This window comes from Variovorax palleresanus, assembly GCF_051144945.1.
In the GTDB taxonomy this organism is placed as follows: domain Bacteria; phylum Pseudomonadota; class Gammaproteobacteria; order Burkholderiales; family Burkholderiaceae_C; genus Variovorax; species Variovorax paradoxus_S.
The window spans coordinates 457,508-472,999 of sequence record NZ_JBJNVP010000001.1 but is presented as its reverse complement, the minus strand read 5'-3'; the positions used below and the strand labels follow the sequence as shown (position 1 = coordinate 472,999).

Sequence of the window (15,492 nt, the reverse complement as noted above, 5' to 3'; positions counted from 1 at the left end):
CCCCGATTCTGATAACAGTGACCATTTTAGTCAATAGTCACCAACAAAATTATTCGTCTATGGCGACAGGCTGCGCAGCACCAGACCCGACAACTGGGCCGGCGCCTGCTCCGTGTGATCGGAGCTGAGCTGCAGGATCACGGGGTTGACGTAGGGATAAACGACCAAGTAGATGGCCGCCGCGGTCTCGTCGATCGGGGTCTTGCGCTCGAAGTCGCCGGACTCCCGCCCCTGCTTGAGCAACTCGAGGAGCATCTGCCGGATGCATTCTTCATGGGCGATGGCCGACTGCCAGCGCTCGCTGGCCGCCGAGATGGCGATCTCGTAGAGCTTGCGGTCCTGGAAGAACAGCCGAAGGCCCGAATCCACAATGGCCTTGAACATGCGGCGAAGCTTTTCCGGCGGCCGATCGGCCGCGTCGACCGCCGCGCGGATGTCCGCCTCGATCTCGCGCAGGCAGTTCGAGCAGATCATTTCGCCGATCGCCTGCTTGGACTCGAAGAACTTGTAGATGTAGGCCTTGGAGAAGCCGATGGCCTTGGCAAGGTCGGAAACCGTGGTCTTCTCGTACCCGTACTGGCTGAAATGCTCGGTGGCCGCGACGACGATCTGCGCGCGCACGTCGTGATCGGCCGGTCCCCGCGCAGCCGGCGGAGAAGAAGTTGCGTTGTTCATGCCCGGAGCTTACTGCCCGGACAAACAAACGACAACAAGTGACCAAATTGAATTATAGTCACACACTTCCTTCTGCTTTTCCCGTCCGCCGTCTCGGAGCAACCCATGTCCCAACGTACGCTTGCCCTGCCCCTGCTGTTCAGCCTGCTCGCAGGCTGCGCTGTCGGGCCTGACTATGTCCGGCCTGCCCCGACCCTGCCGGACCGCTTCATTGGCGAGGCAGTGCTCGACCGGCGATCGGCCACCGCCAACGCCGAGCTGGCGGCCTGGTGGACCGGCTTCGGCGATGCGCAACTGGCCCGCTATGTCGAACAGGCGCTGAAACAGAATCTCGATCTTGCGCAGGCCTCCGCCCGCATGGCGCAGGCACGGGCCAGCCTCGGTGCAGCGAACGCGGCGTTGCTGCCTTCGGGCAATCTCGGCGGACAAGCCGCCAGGGCCTACCAGTCGGTGGAGACGCCGCTGGGCCAGGTGCTGAACGCGCAGCCGGGTTTCGATCGCTACGGCAACGCCTACGAAGCAAACCTCGGCGCAAGCTGGGAGCTGGACATCTTCGGCGGCCTGCGCCGGGGACGCGAGGCCGCGCTGGCCGACTACCAGGCCTCGGAGGCCGGCGCGGCCGCCACGCGCCTGGCGGTGGCCGCGCAGACCGCCGACATCTACATCACCCTGCGCGGCCTGCAAACCCGCCTGGACATTGCACGCCGGCAAGTGGGCACGCAGCAGGACCTGCTGTCGAAGATCGATCTGCGCTACGGCAAGGGGCTGGCCGCAGAGCTGCAGTTGCGCCAGGCCGAGGGCGCGCTGGCGCAGGTTCGTGCGTCGGTGCCCGCGCTCGAGGCGGGCGAGGCCGCGGCCATGAACGCGCTCGACGTGATGCTGGGTGCGGCGCCGGGCGCGCACCGCGCCGAACTCGCGACAGCCGCGGCCATTCCCGTCGCGCCGCGCATCAGCGCCGCCGGATCGCCTGCCGAATTGCTGCGGCGCCGGCCCGACCTGATCGCCGCCGAGCGGCGCCTTGCGGCATCGAACGCCCGCATCGGCATGGCCGTGGCCGAGTATTACCCGAAGCTGTCCCTGGCGGGAACGATCGGCAGCGCCACGTCGGTGGCCAGCGGCAACCTGTTCACCGGGGGCGCCAGCCAGGCTGCGGCCCTGCTCGGCCTGCGCTGGCGGCTGTTCGACTTCGGGCGCATCGATGCGCAGATCGAACTCGCCAAGGGGCAGGACGCGGAGTTGCTCGCGGCCTACCGGCTTGCCGCGCTGCGTGCGACCGAAGACGTGGAAAACGCGTTCTCCACCTTGGTCAAGCGCGAGGAACAGGCCGCCGTGCTCGCGCAGGGAGAGGCATCGCTCGGCCGTGCGCGGGGGGCATCGTTCGCGGCGTATCAGCGAGGTGTGGTCAGCCTGATCGAAGTGCTGCAGGCCGACGAGAGCGTGCTGCGCGTGGCCGATGCAAGAGCGCAAGCGCAAACGGAGTCGGCGCGCGCGGCGGTCAGTGCGTTCAAGGCGCTGGGCGGCGGCTGGCAGGCTGAGCCCATCAGAGCGGCAGCAATCATGTCGCATTGAGATCCCGGTCGATCCGGCGAAGCGGCGCAACCGCCTTCGCCACCTGCATCTGAGCCGAAATCGCTCGGGCGCAAGACATGAGGACGATGTCGCACCCAACGCTGTCGTTTGCCCTGCTGTCCGCTTGCGGCCTGACGCAAGTCTTTTCCGCTCCGCATCGCAGCAGATCAGCGTTCGCCGCGATCGAGCACCCAGGGCATCTTTTCCCACAGTGCACACTTGTGGAGCTCTGCAAACTGTGCGACAGGCGAGGCTTGGCTCCGTCCGCCCGGCCGCAGCGACATCAACGATCCGTCCGCGATCAGTCGAGGCCAAGCCGCCTGGCCGGGAACCTCCGGGTTGAAGTTCTTGGCGAAAGCGGCCCAGTAGCGGGTCATCTCTTTCGACAACTGCCACTGCGCTTCGGTGAACCGTGAGGAGGACTGCGCCATGTGCGGCGAATCGGGCCACGTGAACGGGGTATCGAGACCATGTGACGCGCGAAACTCGTAGCCGGGCGGCGTCGAGGGCGCCGGTGGGCTTGGATCCTCGAACTGGTAGTAGTAGGTGGGCGTTTGCCGCGCGAGAGATCTCGCCAGCGCCAGGTTGGTGCAACCGCCGAGACCGCGCATTCCGCTGTCGGTAATGAAGTCGCCAATGACGTAGGGCAGCGCGTACTGGCCCGCGTATTTGTCCGCAGGATAGGCTGCCAGCAGCGCTGGCACTCGGTCAGCCCCGACGAGCCGGGTGACCCAGGCTGCGTACGCCTGGGCCGTGAAGTTGGCGAAAGCCACGCCGGAACCACGCCCTTCTTCGCGCATGCTGCCCATCAATACAGGCACCGGCCTCCATTCGCCTGCCGCGATCGCGTCGATCGCAGGCTTGCGGTGGAAGCCTTTGGGATCGACATGTGGATTCCAAGCGCCGCCCGCAGTCACCAACTCGCCGGCGCTCTTGGAGCGCAGGCAGGTCGCGACACTCACCGGATCCGTGCATCCAAGCTTGGCTGCAAAGGCTGCCGCGCGCGCCTCCGATTGCGCGGCCGTATCGACGTCCCGCAAGCAATCATCACTGGAAATAATCGCCGCATGAATAAGCCCAGCGGTACCAGGGTTGACAAGGAGCGCGCAAACGTTGGTTCCCCCCGACGAGGTTCCTCCCAACGTTACCTTGTGGGGATTGCCGCCGAATGCACCGCTGTTGCGTTGAACCCATTCCAGTGCTGCTTTGATGTCGAGCAATGCATAGTTTCCCGCCAGGCGATCCTTGGCCTGCTGGGCGAGCGCGGGATGATTCAAGAAACCGAGTGCGCCGAGGCGGTGATTGACGGCAACAACCACAACCCGGTTTTCTGCCGCCATGCGAGCGCCGTCGATCTGGACTGCGCCGCCGACCGTATTGGCCCCGCCGTGAACATACACAAGCACGGGGAGCGATGCGCCCGAAGCGATGCCTGCGGGACGATAGAGGTTGAGGTAAAGGCAGTCCTCGTTCTCCGTTCGACCGATGACCGGGGAACCACCCATCTGCGGGCAACTGGGTCCCGCGACCGTCCCGTCTCGTACGCCCTGCCAGGAAGCGGCTCTCTCGGGGGGTGCCCAACGCAGGCTTCCCATTGGCGGCGCCGCGAAAGGCAGCCCGAGGAACACTTCTGCATCTCCTTTCGCAAGGCCTTTGATGCTGCCGTTCTCGGTCCTTACGGTTGTGGCGGTCGAGCGGCCTGCATCGACTGCGTCCCCGGCCTTGTAGGCGCAGGCAACCTGTGTCAGGGCCACGGCGCTCACGGCAATCCAGAGGGCTAGCGAGAATGGACGATGGGTCATGGTGGGCTCATGGTTCGTGAATTGACGGCGCCGCTTCGTGGCCAAGCGGCGTACTACAGCGCTGGTCGCCAGTCCGTCGGGGCGTCCCGTAGCCGTGGGTGGTGTCAGCCACGTGCCTTCAGATGCCGCATCGGAAAGATCTCATAGCGGGCGCCGCCAGACCTCACCATTGGATCGTTCGCGGCGATTGCACTGACATCCTGGCCATCCTCCACCTGGTAGAGCGAGAGGCCCCATCCGCCTGCCGGATCGTCCACCGGGCCGTGCGCCACGACCACTCCCTTCTGAAGAAGATCGTTGAGGAAGGCTCCGTGCTCCTTCATCAGGTCAACTTCAGCAGGGGTCATGGTGGCGAGAAAGTCGGCGCGGGGTGGAAGGAATTTGGCCAAGTAGTATTTCATGTCGATCTCCAGGTGAACTTGAATGAAGAAGGAAGCGACCGTAGAAGCCACTACGCCCCAGCTGCGCGCAAGCAGTGCGGGCCAGTGACGCCTTGGCGTGGAATCCTTGGCTCAAAGGCGCTCCGCGGCGAAGACCAAGGCACTTGGTCATCTATCCGCTGCAGACATGCTTATCAAGCATTCCCCTATGAGGGCATGCAATGCGCTGACATTTTGGCTACCGATTAACTGATGCACCCTGGCCTGCGCACCGTTCCAGTGAGGCAGGCCCTCGGCACACTTCCTGCGGCCCGCAGCGGTGATGCGCACGCTGCGGGTGCGTCCGTCAGCGCCCTGTCCAAGATCCACCCAGCCTGCCGAGATGAGAGGCCTGAGAGTGCGTGTCAGCGTTGATGGAGAGAGCGACATCGTCTCGGCCAGGTCACAGGGGCGCACGGGCCCATGTGCCAGAACCTCCATCAACAGCCGGTACTGCGTGATTCTGAGACCGACCTTGCCGAGTTCCGCGTCATAGTGCTGCCTGACCAGGCGAGCGAGCTGATGCGCCTTGGTGTCGGTGCAGGCCGACCGCTGAAGGCTGGCGGCAGCAACCGCGCATGTCTGCGGTGCAAAGAGCGTTTGCATCAGCGCAGGTGCAGGAGTGGTGCGCCGAGACAACATCGGCTTCGGCGGTCAGGATGCCTTGGACGGCTTTGCGGGAGCTTCGTCCAGCGCATGCGTCTGGTCGATGAAGCGGCGGCTGGAGGCCAGGATTTCCTTGCGGGTGCGCTCCGATTCGACTGCGCGAGACAGCACCAGTGCGCCGACGCACTGGGCAATCAGCGCCCACGCCGCATCAGGGTCGCCGATGCGCGAGCTCCAGCTCTTCTGCAGGCGCTTCAGCCCCTCCTCGACGGCCGCACGCACCTCGGGCCCCGCCCTTGCGATCTCGGGTCCCAGCGCCGGCAGGACGCACCCGGTTTCCGGGTGCAGGGCGTGGTACGAGCTCAGGTAGCTGCGCAGCCGCTTGGCGACGTGGTCGGGCGGCGAGTCGCGGTCCCCGGCCAGCATGTCGGTGCTGTTCGAGATTTCGTGTTCTAGGAGTTCGGCGAACAGCGCTTCCTTGGACGGGAAATGTCCATAGAAGGCGCCCCCAGTCAGGCCGATGCTCGCCATCAATTCATCGACACCGGTGGTTCCGAAGCCGCCCTTCTTCGCGATGGCTCGGGCATTCGCGAGCAGCTTCTTGCGGGTTTCCTCTTTGTGGTTTGTCGGATAGCGCATGAATGGGCCTCAGCAATCGTGGGGCCTCCATCATAGCATGCCGATCGTTTGGTAAACGACCGTGTTTTATCAGAGTCACCGGTCGATTGACCGAGGGTTTGTCCCTGCGCCAAACCCGCTCCGGCGTGTTGACGCTGCCCTCTTTGCAAACCTATAGTTCACCACCGTTTACCAAACGATCGTTATTTAAAGCCAAGCGAATGATGTGATGACGCAACTGACCCAACTGATCGTGCAAGGCATCTCCAGCGGTGCAATCTACGGACTCGTCGCGCTCGGCCTCGTACTCAGCTACAAGGCGACCGAGGTTCTCAACTTTGCACAGGGCGACGTGGTGATGCTTTCCGCATTCCTCGGCTGGGGTTTCGTCGTCGCGGCCGGCCTTCCCTTCTGGCTCAGCTTCGTCGTCGTGCTGTGCATCTCGGCCGCGTTCTGCTTTCTGCTGGAAGCGAAGATCATGCGCAGGATCGTCGGCCGCCCCCAGTTCTCGGGCGTCATGCTCACCATCGGGATCGGCTTCATGATCCGCGGCGGCGTCAGCATGTTCTTCGGGCCCGAGTCGCGCAGCTATCCCACGCCGTGGACAGGCCAATCCATGCAGCTCGGCGGCAGCGTGGTGGCCGAGCTCAACCTGGTGATCGTCGGCGCCGCCATGGGCGTGACGGCACTCCTGTATTACTTTTTACGCCGCACCACGCTCGGCATTGCCATCCACGCGACGTCGCAGAACCAGCTGGCGGCTTATCTGTGCGGCGTGCGCGTGAAGCGGCTCAATTCGCTGGTGTGGGCCATCTCCGGCGCCATCGCCGCGCTGTGCGGGCTGCTGCTTGCGCCCATCACGCTGGTCGACCTGGGCCTGTGGTTCGTCATGCTCAAGGCGCTGGCGGCCCTGGTTCTCGGCGGCTTCGGCAGTGCGCCGGGCGCCGTGATCGGCGGGCTCCTGATCGGCCTCATCGAACAGTTCGCCGGCGTCTACCTGCCGGACGGCATCAAGGACGTGGCGCCTTACCTGGTGCTCATCGCGGTTCTCATCCTGTATCCGCGCGGGATCCTGGGCGAAAGCCACGGACGGAGGGTCTGACGCCATGGCACGCTACGAAACGGGATTCGAAGATGGCCGGCGGCTGCTGCGCGGCAAGCCCGAGCGGCTTGCGTACGGCTTGCTCGCGCTGGCCCTCATTGCCGCACCCTGGATGCTGCCGGCGTATCACATCGGCGAGGCGACGTTCATCCTCATCATGTGCGTGGCCAGCCTCGGCCTCATGATGCTCACGGGCTTCACCGGGCAGGTGTCGCTCGGCCAGTCGGCGTTCGTCGGCATCGGCGCGTACATCCACACCATCCTCCTGACCCAGGGCGTGCCGCTGCCGGTGTCGCTGCTCCTCACCACGGCGGGCGCGGCGCTTGGCGGCTTGCTCGTCGGCATGCCGGCCATCCGCGTGTCGGGGCTGCACCTGGCGATGGTGACGATGGCTTTTGCCATCGTCTGCGAGCATGTACTCGGCCGTTGGAAGAGCGTCACCGGGGGCCACAGCGGGATGGCCGTGCCGGACCCCACCCTCTTCGGGCTCAGCCTCGGCGGTCCGCGCGCCTTCTACTTCCTTTGCCTGGTGGTGCTGGCGGTGGTCTTGCTCCTGCTGGTCAACCTGATGCGGTCCGCCACCGGCCGCGCCTTCATCGGCATTCGCGACTCCGAGGCCGCCGCGCGGGGCCTGGGCATCGACGTCGCCCGCACCAAGGTGCTCGCCTTCAGCCTTTCAGCGGCGTGCTCGGGCCTGGCCGGTGCATTGCTCGCGCACCAGATGCAACACATCACGCCAGAAGCGTTCGGCCTGGCGCTGTCGCTACAGCTCGTCTTGATGGTGTTCATCGGCGGACTCGGAAGCCTGCGCGGAGCCATCCTCGGCGCGATCCTGATCGGCCTCCTGCCCGCGTTCATCTCCTCGCTGAAGGAAGCGCTGCCTGCCAGGCTCGGCGCTCAGTTCGGGCTGGAGCTTTTCGTCTACGGCGCCGTACTGACCTTCTTCGTACTGCTCGAGCCGGGCGGCCTCAACGCGCGCTGGGTTCGCATCCGCAAGGTGCTGGCCGAGTTCCCGTGGGTGCGCAAGAGCAGTGTTCACCAGACCAAGGTCTACATGAAATCGGAGCGTTACCGATGAGCGCCGCACGGCCGCCCGAAGGCGCGAAGGCCCCCCCGGGGGGCAGCGCAGTACACGAAGTGACAAGCGTGGGGGCCCTATCGAGCGCCGCATTCTTCGAAGTCGAGCATCTGAGCCTGTCCTTCGGTGGCGTCAAGGCCGTGCGCGACGTGAGCTTTTCGATTCGTGCGGGAGAGATCCTCGCGGTGATCGGCCCGAACGGCGCGGGCAAGACATCGCTCTTGAACCTCATCACGCGCGTGTTCGACGCCAGCAGCGGCAGCATCCGCTTCAACGGGCACGACATCTCGCGCCTGGCGCGGCACGACGTGGTCCGCCAGGGTATCGCGCGCACATTCCAGAACATCGAATTGTTCGAAGGCGCCACGGTGCTGGAGAACCTGCTGCTGGGCCGCCACCGCGCGAACCACGGCAACTTCTTCTCGCAGATGTTCAACCTGCCCTCCGTGCAGCGGGCGGAAGCCCACACGCGCGAACGCGTCGAAGACGTCGTGCGCCTGCTGGATCTCGCCGCATTCCGGCATCGGCCGGTCGCGGAACTGCCCTATGGCGTGCGCAAGGTCGTCGAGCTCGGTCGCGCGCTGGCTGCGGAACCCCAGTTGCTGCTGCTCGACGAACCCGCCTCCGGGCTCAACCCCGAAGAGACGCGCAGGCTCGCGTACTGGCTGGAGGACATCCAGGCCGAACTGGGCGTCACCGTGGTCATGGTGGAGCACGACATGTCGCTGGTCGCCGCGGTCGCCGATCGCGTGGTCGTGATGGACCAGGGACAGGTTCTGACCGACGGCACGCCGGCGCAGGTGCAAGCCGACCCGCGCGTGATCGCGGCCTATCTGGGGACCTGAACTCATGACTTCGCTGCTGTCCGTCCGCAATCTCGAGACATGGTATGGCCCCGTGCGCGCGCTGCACGGCGTGAGCCTCGAAGTGCATGCCGCGCAGATCGTCACCGTGCTGGGCGCCAACGGCGCCGGCAAGACGACGCTGCTCAACACCATTGCAGGCGTGCTCGCGCCCTCCAATGGAACCGTCGAGTTCGAAGGCCGACCCATCGGCGGCACGGACGCCGATGAAGTCGCCCGCGGCGGCGTGGTGCTGGTGCCCGAAGGCCGCCAGATATTTCCGTTCCTCACCATCGCGGAAAACCTGCGCATGGGTGCATTCGCACGGCGCGATACGGAAATCGCGCGGGACATGGAGCAGATGTACGACTGGTTTCCGCGCCTGCGCGAACGCCAGCGCCAACAGGCGGGCCTGCTTTCCGGCGGCGAGCAGCAGATGCTGGCGATCAGCCGCGCGCTGATGGGAAGGCCGCGCCTGCTTCTGCTCGACGAGCCGTCGCTGGGCCTCTCGCCGCTGTTCACCAAGGACATCTTCGGAATCATCAAGCGCATCCGCGAGCAGACCAGGACGGCCGTACTGGTCGTGGAGCAGAACGCGGCGATCGCGCTGGCCACCGCAGACCACGGCTATGTCATCGAGCTGGGGCGCGTCGCTGCCGCTGGCAGCTGCGAGGCCCTCTCCCAGCGCGAAGACATCAAGGAGTTTTATCTGGGTGGCGCATCGCACCATCTACCGCAAGGTGTCGCTGGCGGGATCCGGCCGGCGCGGCGACGCCCTTCCTGGAACTGAGAAAAGGACCCTGCCATGACACTCGATCGCCGAACCCTTCTGAAGACAACCCTGGCCGCCGCGGCGCCAGGCGCCCTGTGGACCGCCGCAACATCCGCGCGCGCTGCGGGTGTGGGCGACAAGGAGCTCGTCCTGGGCACGCACCTGGACCTTTCCGGCCCGGTGGCAATCGCCATGCCCGTGATCCGCAACGGCATCCAGATGCGCATCGACGAGGCCAACGAGGCCGGCGGCATCAACGGCCGCAAGCTCCGGCTGGTCATCGAAGACAACGCGAGCCAGCCGTCACAAGCGGTGCGTGCCGTGGACAAGCTGATCCGCAAGGACGAGGTCTTTGCCCTGCTCTGCCCCTTCGGTTCCGGACCGAACGTGGCCACGGTCAAGAAAGCGGTGGATGCCGGCGTGATCTGTTTCGCGCCGTATGCCGCCTCGGGCCTCGTGCGGCAGGCGGCCGGCCAGACGCCGCTGCTTTTCACGACCAACCTGAACTACGACAGCACGACATCGGCCGCCGTGAAGTGGGCCACCGGCAACCTGGGCAGCAAGAAAGTCGGCTTCGTCTACCAGGAAGGCCCCTTCGGCGACCTGGTCGGCAAGGGTGTAAAGGCGGCACTCTCAGCCAAGGGCATGCCGCTCGCGGCCGAGGCCAGCTACAAGGTCGGCGATCTCGACTTCTCCTCGCACGTCGCACGCATGCAGGCCGCGGGCGTGGACCTCATCGTCTGCGCAACCACCACGCGCGAAACCATCGCGGTGGCGGCCGAAGTGAAGAAGCTCGGCTTGACCGGCGTCAACGTGCTGACCGCCAGCCCGGGCCGTGCCGGCCTCACCATCGCCCTCGGCAAAGATGCGATGGAAGGCGTGTACGGCGTTGGCACCTGGCGCATCGCGACGCCCGACCAGGCCACCGCCGCCGAGAAATCGTGGGCCGAGGGCTATCGCAAGCGTTTCAAGGCGGAGCCTGACGACGTGGCCGCTGCCTTCTACGACTACACCAGCTGGTTCCTCCAGGAACTGCGCACCGCGGGCCGCGACCTGACGACCGAGAAGCTGGTGAAGGCGCTCCAGGCGTCCACCTTCAAGGGCGTGGCTTCGTACGACACGCAGCGCTTCGCCAACAACCACATCGACCCGGAATGGACGCGGGTCGAGCAAGTCGTGCAGGGTCGCTGGACTGCGCGCTCCAGCGTGGTCGACCCGGCCAAGAGCTCCCTGTGATCCACGTGTCGGCATCGCTGGCCGCGGACGAGGCGCGCCTCACGACCCTGCCTCAGTTGTGGCGGTGCCGATGCGCCGAATGGGGCGATCGGCCCGCGCTCCGGCACAAGGAGCGCGGCATCTGGCAGGGCCTGTCGTGGAGCGGCTATTTCAGCGAGGCGCGGGCCATCGGTCTCGCGATGGCCGATGCCGGGCTGCAAGCCGGCGAGGCGGTCTCGGTTCTTTCGGACAATCGGCCCCGATGGTTGATCGTCGACATGGCGGCGCAGGCCATGGGTTACGTGTCTCACGGCATGTACCCCTGCAGCACGGCTGCGCAAATCGGGCATGCGCTCGTCGAGGCTGGAACGCGGGTGGTCTTCGTCGAGAACGCCGATCAGCTGGTGAAAGTGCTCGCAGTACGCGACACCTGTCCCGACCTGCGCCACATCGTGGTCCTCGAGACACGCGGGCTCTCGCGCTTCACGGACCCGCAAGTCAGTTCCTACGACGAATGGCTTGCGCGCGGTTCGCAAGCCGCGGCCAGGAAACCAGCGCTGTTCGACCAGCGAATCGACGCCGGTACCGGCGATCAGATTGCATTCCTCGCGGCCACGGCGGGCAGCACCGGCCCGGCGCGGCTGATCGCGCGTCACCAGCATGACTTCTTGCGGGAAGTGCGAGCAATGAGCCACTGGCTGCAACTGCGCCCGGGGGATCGGACCTTGTCGATCATGTCGCTCGCGCACTATGGCGAACGCATGTTGGCACAGAAGGCCATGCTCATGCACGAAGCCTTGCTCCACTTGCCGGAGAACGGCGCGACGGTGTTCAACGACATGAGCGAGGTCGAGCCGCACTTCCTGTTCGCAGCCCCACGCTTTTTCGAGAAGCTGCAAGGAACGACCGAGCTGTTCATGCAGGAGGCCGTGCCAGTCGCCCGAACCACGTATGCCTCGTGCCTTTCGGCGCACCGGCCCGGTTGGCTGCAGCGCAGGACGCAGGCGCGCATACGCGCCGCCCTGGGTTTGCGGAACGTGCGGGTCGCGCTCGCGGGCGGCGCCTCCAGCCCCGCGCAGGTGGCCGACTGGTTCGACGCCATCGGCGTTCCCATGCTCGACTGCTACGGCATGGCCGAGGCCGGCTTCTGCAGGATCGTTCTCGCCAGCCGCTCGACGGAGACCGCCTCCGCGCCGTTCGAAACAGGCGCGCAGCTGAAGCTGGCGCCCGATGGCGAAGTGCTGGTGCGCGGTGCGATCCCGCGCCCGGGCTACTGGGTGCGCGGAACGCTGAGCCCCGCCGTGACCCTTGCGGACGGGTGGCTGCGGACTGGCGACCTCGGGCGTGTCGACGCACAAGGCCGCGTTCAATTGCTCGGCCGCGTGCGCGCGCAGACCATTGGCGCACGGGGCGAATCCATCAGCCCGGAAATTGCGGAAGACGCATTCCGGCTCAGTGCGTACATCGCCGATGCCATCGTCGTGCCGGCGGAAGGCGGACATTCGGCCGCGCTGCTCGCCCTGGACGAGGAGCGGATCAGGAAGCATGCGCAGCAGCAGCGCTTGTCCTTCACCGACTACGCCAGCCTGCTCGGCCTGCCCGAGATCACTGCGCTCATCGCGGCGCAGGTGGAGATCGCGAACGGGCGCCTGCCCGAGAACCATCGTGTGCGCACCATTCGCGTCATCCCGCGCTCGCTGCATCAGGGCGACGAAGAACTCACCCCCGCGCTGCGCCTGAACCGCTCGGTCGTGGCGAGCCGCTACGCCGACCTTTTTACCGAACCCCTTGGAGTTTGAACCATGAGAGAAGCCGTCATCGTTTCCACCGCGCGCACGGGCATCGGCCGGGCCTTTCGCGGCGCATTGAACAACATCAAGTCGCCGACCCTGATGGGCCATGCGATCCAGCATGCCGTCCAGCGGGCTGGCATCAATCCCGGAGAAGTGGAGGACGTGGTCGTCGGCAGCGCGATGGCCGCCGGAACTGCGGGCATGAACATCGGACGCCTCGCGGCGCTTGCCGCGGGACTGCCGCAGTCGGTCCCGGGACAGACGATGGACCGGCAATGCGCGTCCGGCCTGATGGCCATCGCGACGGCGGCCAAGCAGATCATCGTGGACGGCATGGACGTGACCGTGGGCGGTGGCCAGGAGAACATCTCCGCCGTGCAGAATCCTTTCGTCAAGTGGGTGGGCGAAGAGGCCGACCCGCTGCTCATCGCGCGCGTGCAGCACGCCTACATCCCGATGCTGAACACGGCCGAGATCGTGGCAAAGAAGTACGGCATTTCGCGCGAGTCGCAGGACGCGTATTCCGCGGAAGCGCAGCGCCGCACCGCGCTGGCGCAGGAGCGGCACCTGTTCGATGACGAGATCGTGCCCATCACCGCGCGCATGGCCGTGGCCGACAAGCAGACGGGCGCGATCAGCTACCGCGACGTCACGCTGGACCGCGACGAAGGCAATCGCCCCGATACGACGCTCGAGGGCCTTTCCATGCTGAAGCCGGTCATCGAAGGCGGCGTCATCACCGCGGGCAATTCGAGCCAGCTCTCGGATGGCGCATCGGCCTGCGTGCTGGTGGAGCGCGCAGTTGCGGAGCGCCGCGGGCTCAAGGCGCTGGGCACGTACCGCGGCATCGCGGTGGCCGGCCTGGCGCCCGAGGAAATGGGCATCGGCCCGGTCCTGGCCGTGCCCAAGCTGCTGAAGACCCACGGGCTCAAGGTGAGCGACATCGGCCTGTGGGAATTGAACGAGGCCTTCGCCTGCCAGGTGCTGTACTCGCGCGATCGCCTGGGCATCGATCCGGAAAAGCTGAACGTCAACGGCGGCGGCATCACGATCGGGCACCCCTATGGCATGACCGGCTCGCGGCTGGTGGGGCATGCGCTCATCGAAGGCAAGCGGCGCGGCGCGCGCTTCGTCGTCGTGACGATGTGCATCGGCGGCGGCATGGGCGCCGCGGGCCTGTTCGAAGTGGCTTGAGGCAAGGAAGGAATATCACCATGAGCTACCAGGCCCCAATGCGGGACTTCCAATTCATATTGCACGAGCTGCTCCAGGTGCCGGCCATGCTGGAGGCCTGCGGCCAGCCCGAGCTCGACGCCGCGACGATCGACCAGGTGCTCACCGCGGCTGGCCAGTTCGCATCCGAGGTGATCGCGCCGCTCAACGCGCCGGGCGACGAGCACGGTTGCAGCATGCCTTCGGCCGGTGTGGTGCAGACGCCGCCGGGCTTCAAGAAAGCCTACGACGAATTCACGAAGAACGGCTGGGCCGGACTGGCGTGCAGCCCCGAGTTCGGCGGCCAGGGCTTTCCTTCGGTCGTGGCCAACGCGGTCTACGAAGTCTTTGGCGGCGCGAACATGGCGTGGTCGTCCTATCCGGGCATGTCGCATGCCACCTACGTGAACGTGGCGGCCAACGGATCGGAGGAGCAGAAGGCGCTCTACCTGCCGAAGATCGCCTCAGGCGAGTGGGCCGGCACCATGTGCCTGACCGAGCCCAACGCGGGCACCGACCTGGGCCTGATGCGCACCCGCGCCGTGGCGCAGCCCGACGGCAGCTACAACATCACCGGCAGCAAGATCTTCATCTCGGGCGGCGAGCAGGACCTGACCGACAACATCATGCACCTGGTGCTGGCGCGCATGCCGGACGCACCGCCCGGCGTGAAGGGCATTTCTCTTTTCATCGTTCCGAAGTTCATCCCCGATGCGAGCGGCGCGGCTGGCGCGCGCAATGCGGTGGTCTGCGGCTCCATCGAGCACAAGCTGGGCATCCACGGCAACTCGACCTGCACCATCAACTTCGACGGCGCGACCGGCTGGCTGCTGGGTGCGCCCAACAAGGGTCTGGCGGGCATGTTCGTGCAGATGAACCACATGCGCGTGCTGGTCGGCATGATCGCCATCGGGCTGATGGAAGCTGCCTACCAGAAGGCTCTGGCCTATGCGAAGGAGCGCCTGCAGGGCCGTGCCAGCGGTGCGAGATCTTCCAGTGAGGTGGCCGACCCGATCATCGGGCATGCCGACGTGCGCCGCATGCTGCTCACGCAGAAGGCGAATATCGAGGGCGCACGTGCCCTGGCGCTGTGGACCGCACAGCTGAGCGATCTTCAGCGCCTTCATCCCGACCCCGCCAAACGCAACGAGACGGCCGAACTGCTAGGCCTTTTGACCCCGCTCGTCAAGGCGCTGTCCAGCGACCTCGCGGTGGAGTGCACGCTGCTCGCCATGCAGGTGTTCGGCGGGCACGGCTACATCCGCGAGAACGGCGTCGAGCAGCATCTGCGCGACGTGCGCATCGTGGGCCTCTACGAAGGCACGAACGGCGTGCAGGCCATGGACTTGCTCGCGCGCAAGGTACTGGCCGACCAGGGGCGGCAGATGGGCGCCTTCCTGGACATGGCCTGCGCATTCGCCGAGACCTGCAGCCCGCGCGAGTCGATGCGCGAGTTCGCGGAGCCGCTCGCCGGGCTGGTCGCCGACATCAGACAGCTCACCGGCGAGCTGGTGGCGACGTCGGCCCAGGACCCGCACGCCGCAGGCGCCGCGGCTGCGCCCTATCTGCGCCTGGTCGGGCACCTGGCCCTCGCGTGGAGTTGGGCCCGCATGGCCGAAGTCGCGTTCAAGAACGCCGGCTCCACCGACCCGATCTATGCATCGAAGATCGCCACGGCCCGCTTCTACTTCCAGCGGCTGCTGCCGCAGACCGCGGCGCTGTGCGGTGAGATCCGGGCGGGATCGTCCGCATTGATGGAACCGGCCATCGATCTTTTCTAACCGCGCGG

At 66.2% G+C, this 15,492-nt stretch carries 14 protein-coding genes; 9 read left to right on the top strand and 5 right to left on the bottom strand.

What is annotated here, in order from left to right; all coding sequences use genetic code 11:
* Nucleotides 1-57: 57 nt before the first annotated feature.
* Nucleotides 58-675, bottom strand: coding sequence for a TetR/AcrR family transcriptional regulator (locus tag ACJ7Z0_RS02270; RefSeq protein ID WP_434788477.1), 618 nt, complete (start codon nt 673-675; stop codon nt 58-60).
* A gap of 105 nt (nt 676-780) precedes the next feature.
* Here ACJ7Z0_RS02270 and ACJ7Z0_RS02265 point away from each other — a divergent pair, with 105 nt between their 5' ends.
* A complete protein-coding gene (locus ACJ7Z0_RS02265; protein WP_434788476.1) occupies nt 781-2,244 on the top strand; it encodes an efflux transporter outer membrane subunit in 1,464 nt (487 codons plus the stop codon).
* A 167-nt stretch (nt 2,245-2,411) separates the two neighbouring features.
* On the opposite strand, the gene ACJ7Z0_RS02260 is transcribed toward ACJ7Z0_RS02265, so the two are convergent.
* The 4 genes from ACJ7Z0_RS02260 to ACJ7Z0_RS02245 form a co-directional block, all read right to left on the bottom strand.
* Nucleotides 2,412-4,046: a carboxylesterase/lipase family protein gene (locus ACJ7Z0_RS02260; protein ID WP_434788475.1), complete on the bottom strand. Its 1,635-nt coding sequence runs from the start codon at nt 4,044-4,046 to the stop codon at nt 2,412-2,414.
* A 104-nt stretch (nt 4,047-4,150) separates the two neighbouring features.
* The gene (locus ACJ7Z0_RS02255; protein ID WP_431121167.1) at nt 4,151-4,447 is read right to left on the bottom strand and encodes a YciI family protein; all 297 of its coding nucleotides are present in this window, start codon (nt 4,445-4,447) and stop codon (nt 4,151-4,153) included.
* Nucleotides 4,448-4,594: 147 nt separating this feature from the next.
* Entirely contained in the window at nt 4,595-5,071 is a 477-nt protein-coding gene (locus ACJ7Z0_RS02250; RefSeq protein WP_434788474.1) for a MarR family winged helix-turn-helix transcriptional regulator, read from the bottom strand.
* A gap of 48 nt (nt 5,072-5,119) precedes the next feature.
* Nucleotides 5,120-5,710 carry a TetR/AcrR family transcriptional regulator gene (locus tag ACJ7Z0_RS02245; protein WP_431121171.1) on the bottom strand — a complete coding sequence of 197 codons (591 nt, stop codon included), beginning with the start codon at nt 5,708-5,710 and terminating at the stop codon, nt 5,120-5,122.
* A gap of 208 nt (nt 5,711-5,918) precedes the next feature.
* Between ACJ7Z0_RS02245 and ACJ7Z0_RS02240 the strand changes: the two genes are divergently transcribed.
* From ACJ7Z0_RS02240 to ACJ7Z0_RS02205, 8 genes are all read left to right on the top strand, one after another.
* Nucleotides 5,919-6,791 carry a branched-chain amino acid ABC transporter permease gene (locus ACJ7Z0_RS02240; protein WP_434788473.1) on the top strand — a complete coding sequence of 291 codons (873 nt, stop codon included), beginning with the start codon at nt 5,919-5,921 and terminating at the stop codon, nt 6,789-6,791.
* Nucleotides 6,792-6,795: 4 nt separating this feature from the next.
* Nucleotides 6,796-7,869 (top strand): branched-chain amino acid ABC transporter permease, encoded by a 1,074-nt coding sequence (locus ACJ7Z0_RS02235; RefSeq protein WP_434788472.1) that lies wholly within the window; start codon nt 6,796-6,798, stop codon nt 7,867-7,869.
* A gap of 68 nt (nt 7,870-7,937) precedes the next feature.
* Entirely contained in the window at nt 7,938-8,714 is a 777-nt protein-coding gene (locus ACJ7Z0_RS02230; RefSeq protein ID WP_434788471.1) for an ABC transporter ATP-binding protein, read from the top strand.
* A gap of 4 nt (nt 8,715-8,718) precedes the next feature.
* Nucleotides 8,719-9,501: an ABC transporter ATP-binding protein gene (locus ACJ7Z0_RS02225; protein ID WP_434788470.1), complete on the top strand. Its 783-nt coding sequence runs from the start codon at nt 8,719-8,721 to the stop codon at nt 9,499-9,501.
* A gap of 15 nt (nt 9,502-9,516) precedes the next feature.
* Nucleotides 9,517-10,719 carry an ABC transporter substrate-binding protein gene (locus ACJ7Z0_RS02220; RefSeq protein ID WP_434788469.1) on the top strand — a complete coding sequence of 401 codons (1,203 nt, stop codon included), beginning with the start codon at nt 9,517-9,519 and terminating at the stop codon, nt 10,717-10,719.
* Complete coding sequence (locus tag ACJ7Z0_RS02215; protein ID WP_434788468.1) at nt 10,716-12,497, top strand: AMP-dependent synthetase/ligase; 1,782 nt, start codon at nt 10,716-10,718, stop codon at nt 12,495-12,497. Before ACJ7Z0_RS02220 ends, ACJ7Z0_RS02215 begins: the two co-directional genes overlap by 4 nt.
* 3 nt (nt 12,498-12,500) lie before the next feature.
* Nucleotides 12,501-13,685, top strand: coding sequence for an acetyl-CoA C-acyltransferase (locus tag ACJ7Z0_RS02210; protein WP_159275828.1), 1,185 nt, complete (start codon nt 12,501-12,503; stop codon nt 13,683-13,685).
* Between the two features lie 20 nt (nt 13,686-13,705).
* Nucleotides 13,706-15,484, top strand: coding sequence for an acyl-CoA dehydrogenase C-terminal domain-containing protein (locus ACJ7Z0_RS02205; protein WP_434788467.1), 1,779 nt, complete (start codon nt 13,706-13,708; stop codon nt 15,482-15,484).
* Nucleotides 15,485-15,492: the final 8 nt, after the last annotated feature.

Coding starts and splice junctions, on each gene's coding strand:
- ACJ7Z0_RS02270 (WP_434788477.1), bottom strand. CDS start 675: ATGAACAACGCAACTTCTTCTCCGCCGGCTGCGCGGGGACCGGCCGAT.
- ACJ7Z0_RS02260 (WP_434788475.1), bottom strand. CDS start 4,046: ATGACCCATCGTCCATTCTCGCTAGCCCTCTGGATTGCCGTGAGCGCC.
- ACJ7Z0_RS02220 (WP_434788469.1), top strand. CDS start 9,517: ATGACACTCGATCGCCGAACCCTTCTGAAGACAACCCTGGCCGCCGCG.
- ACJ7Z0_RS02235 (WP_434788472.1), top strand. CDS start 6,796: ATGGCACGCTACGAAACGGGATTCGAAGATGGCCGGCGGCTGCTGCGC.
- ACJ7Z0_RS02255 (WP_431121167.1), bottom strand. CDS start 4,447: ATGAAATACTACTTGGCCAAATTCCTTCCACCCCGCGCCGACTTTCTC.
- ACJ7Z0_RS02225 (WP_434788470.1), top strand. CDS start 8,719: ATGACTTCGCTGCTGTCCGTCCGCAATCTCGAGACATGGTATGGCCCC.
- ACJ7Z0_RS02205 (WP_434788467.1), top strand. CDS start 13,706: ATGAGCTACCAGGCCCCAATGCGGGACTTCCAATTCATATTGCACGAG.
- ACJ7Z0_RS02240 (WP_434788473.1), top strand. CDS start 5,919: ATGACGCAACTGACCCAACTGATCGTGCAAGGCATCTCCAGCGGTGCA.
- ACJ7Z0_RS02210 (WP_159275828.1), top strand. CDS start 12,501: ATGAGAGAAGCCGTCATCGTTTCCACCGCGCGCACGGGCATCGGCCGG.
- ACJ7Z0_RS02245 (WP_431121171.1), bottom strand. CDS start 5,710: ATGCGCTATCCGACAAACCACAAAGAGGAAACCCGCAAGAAGCTGCTC.
- ACJ7Z0_RS02265 (WP_434788476.1), top strand. CDS start 781: ATGTCCCAACGTACGCTTGCCCTGCCCCTGCTGTTCAGCCTGCTCGCA.
- ACJ7Z0_RS02250 (WP_434788474.1), bottom strand. CDS start 5,071: ATGCAAACGCTCTTTGCACCGCAGACATGCGCGGTTGCTGCCGCCAGC.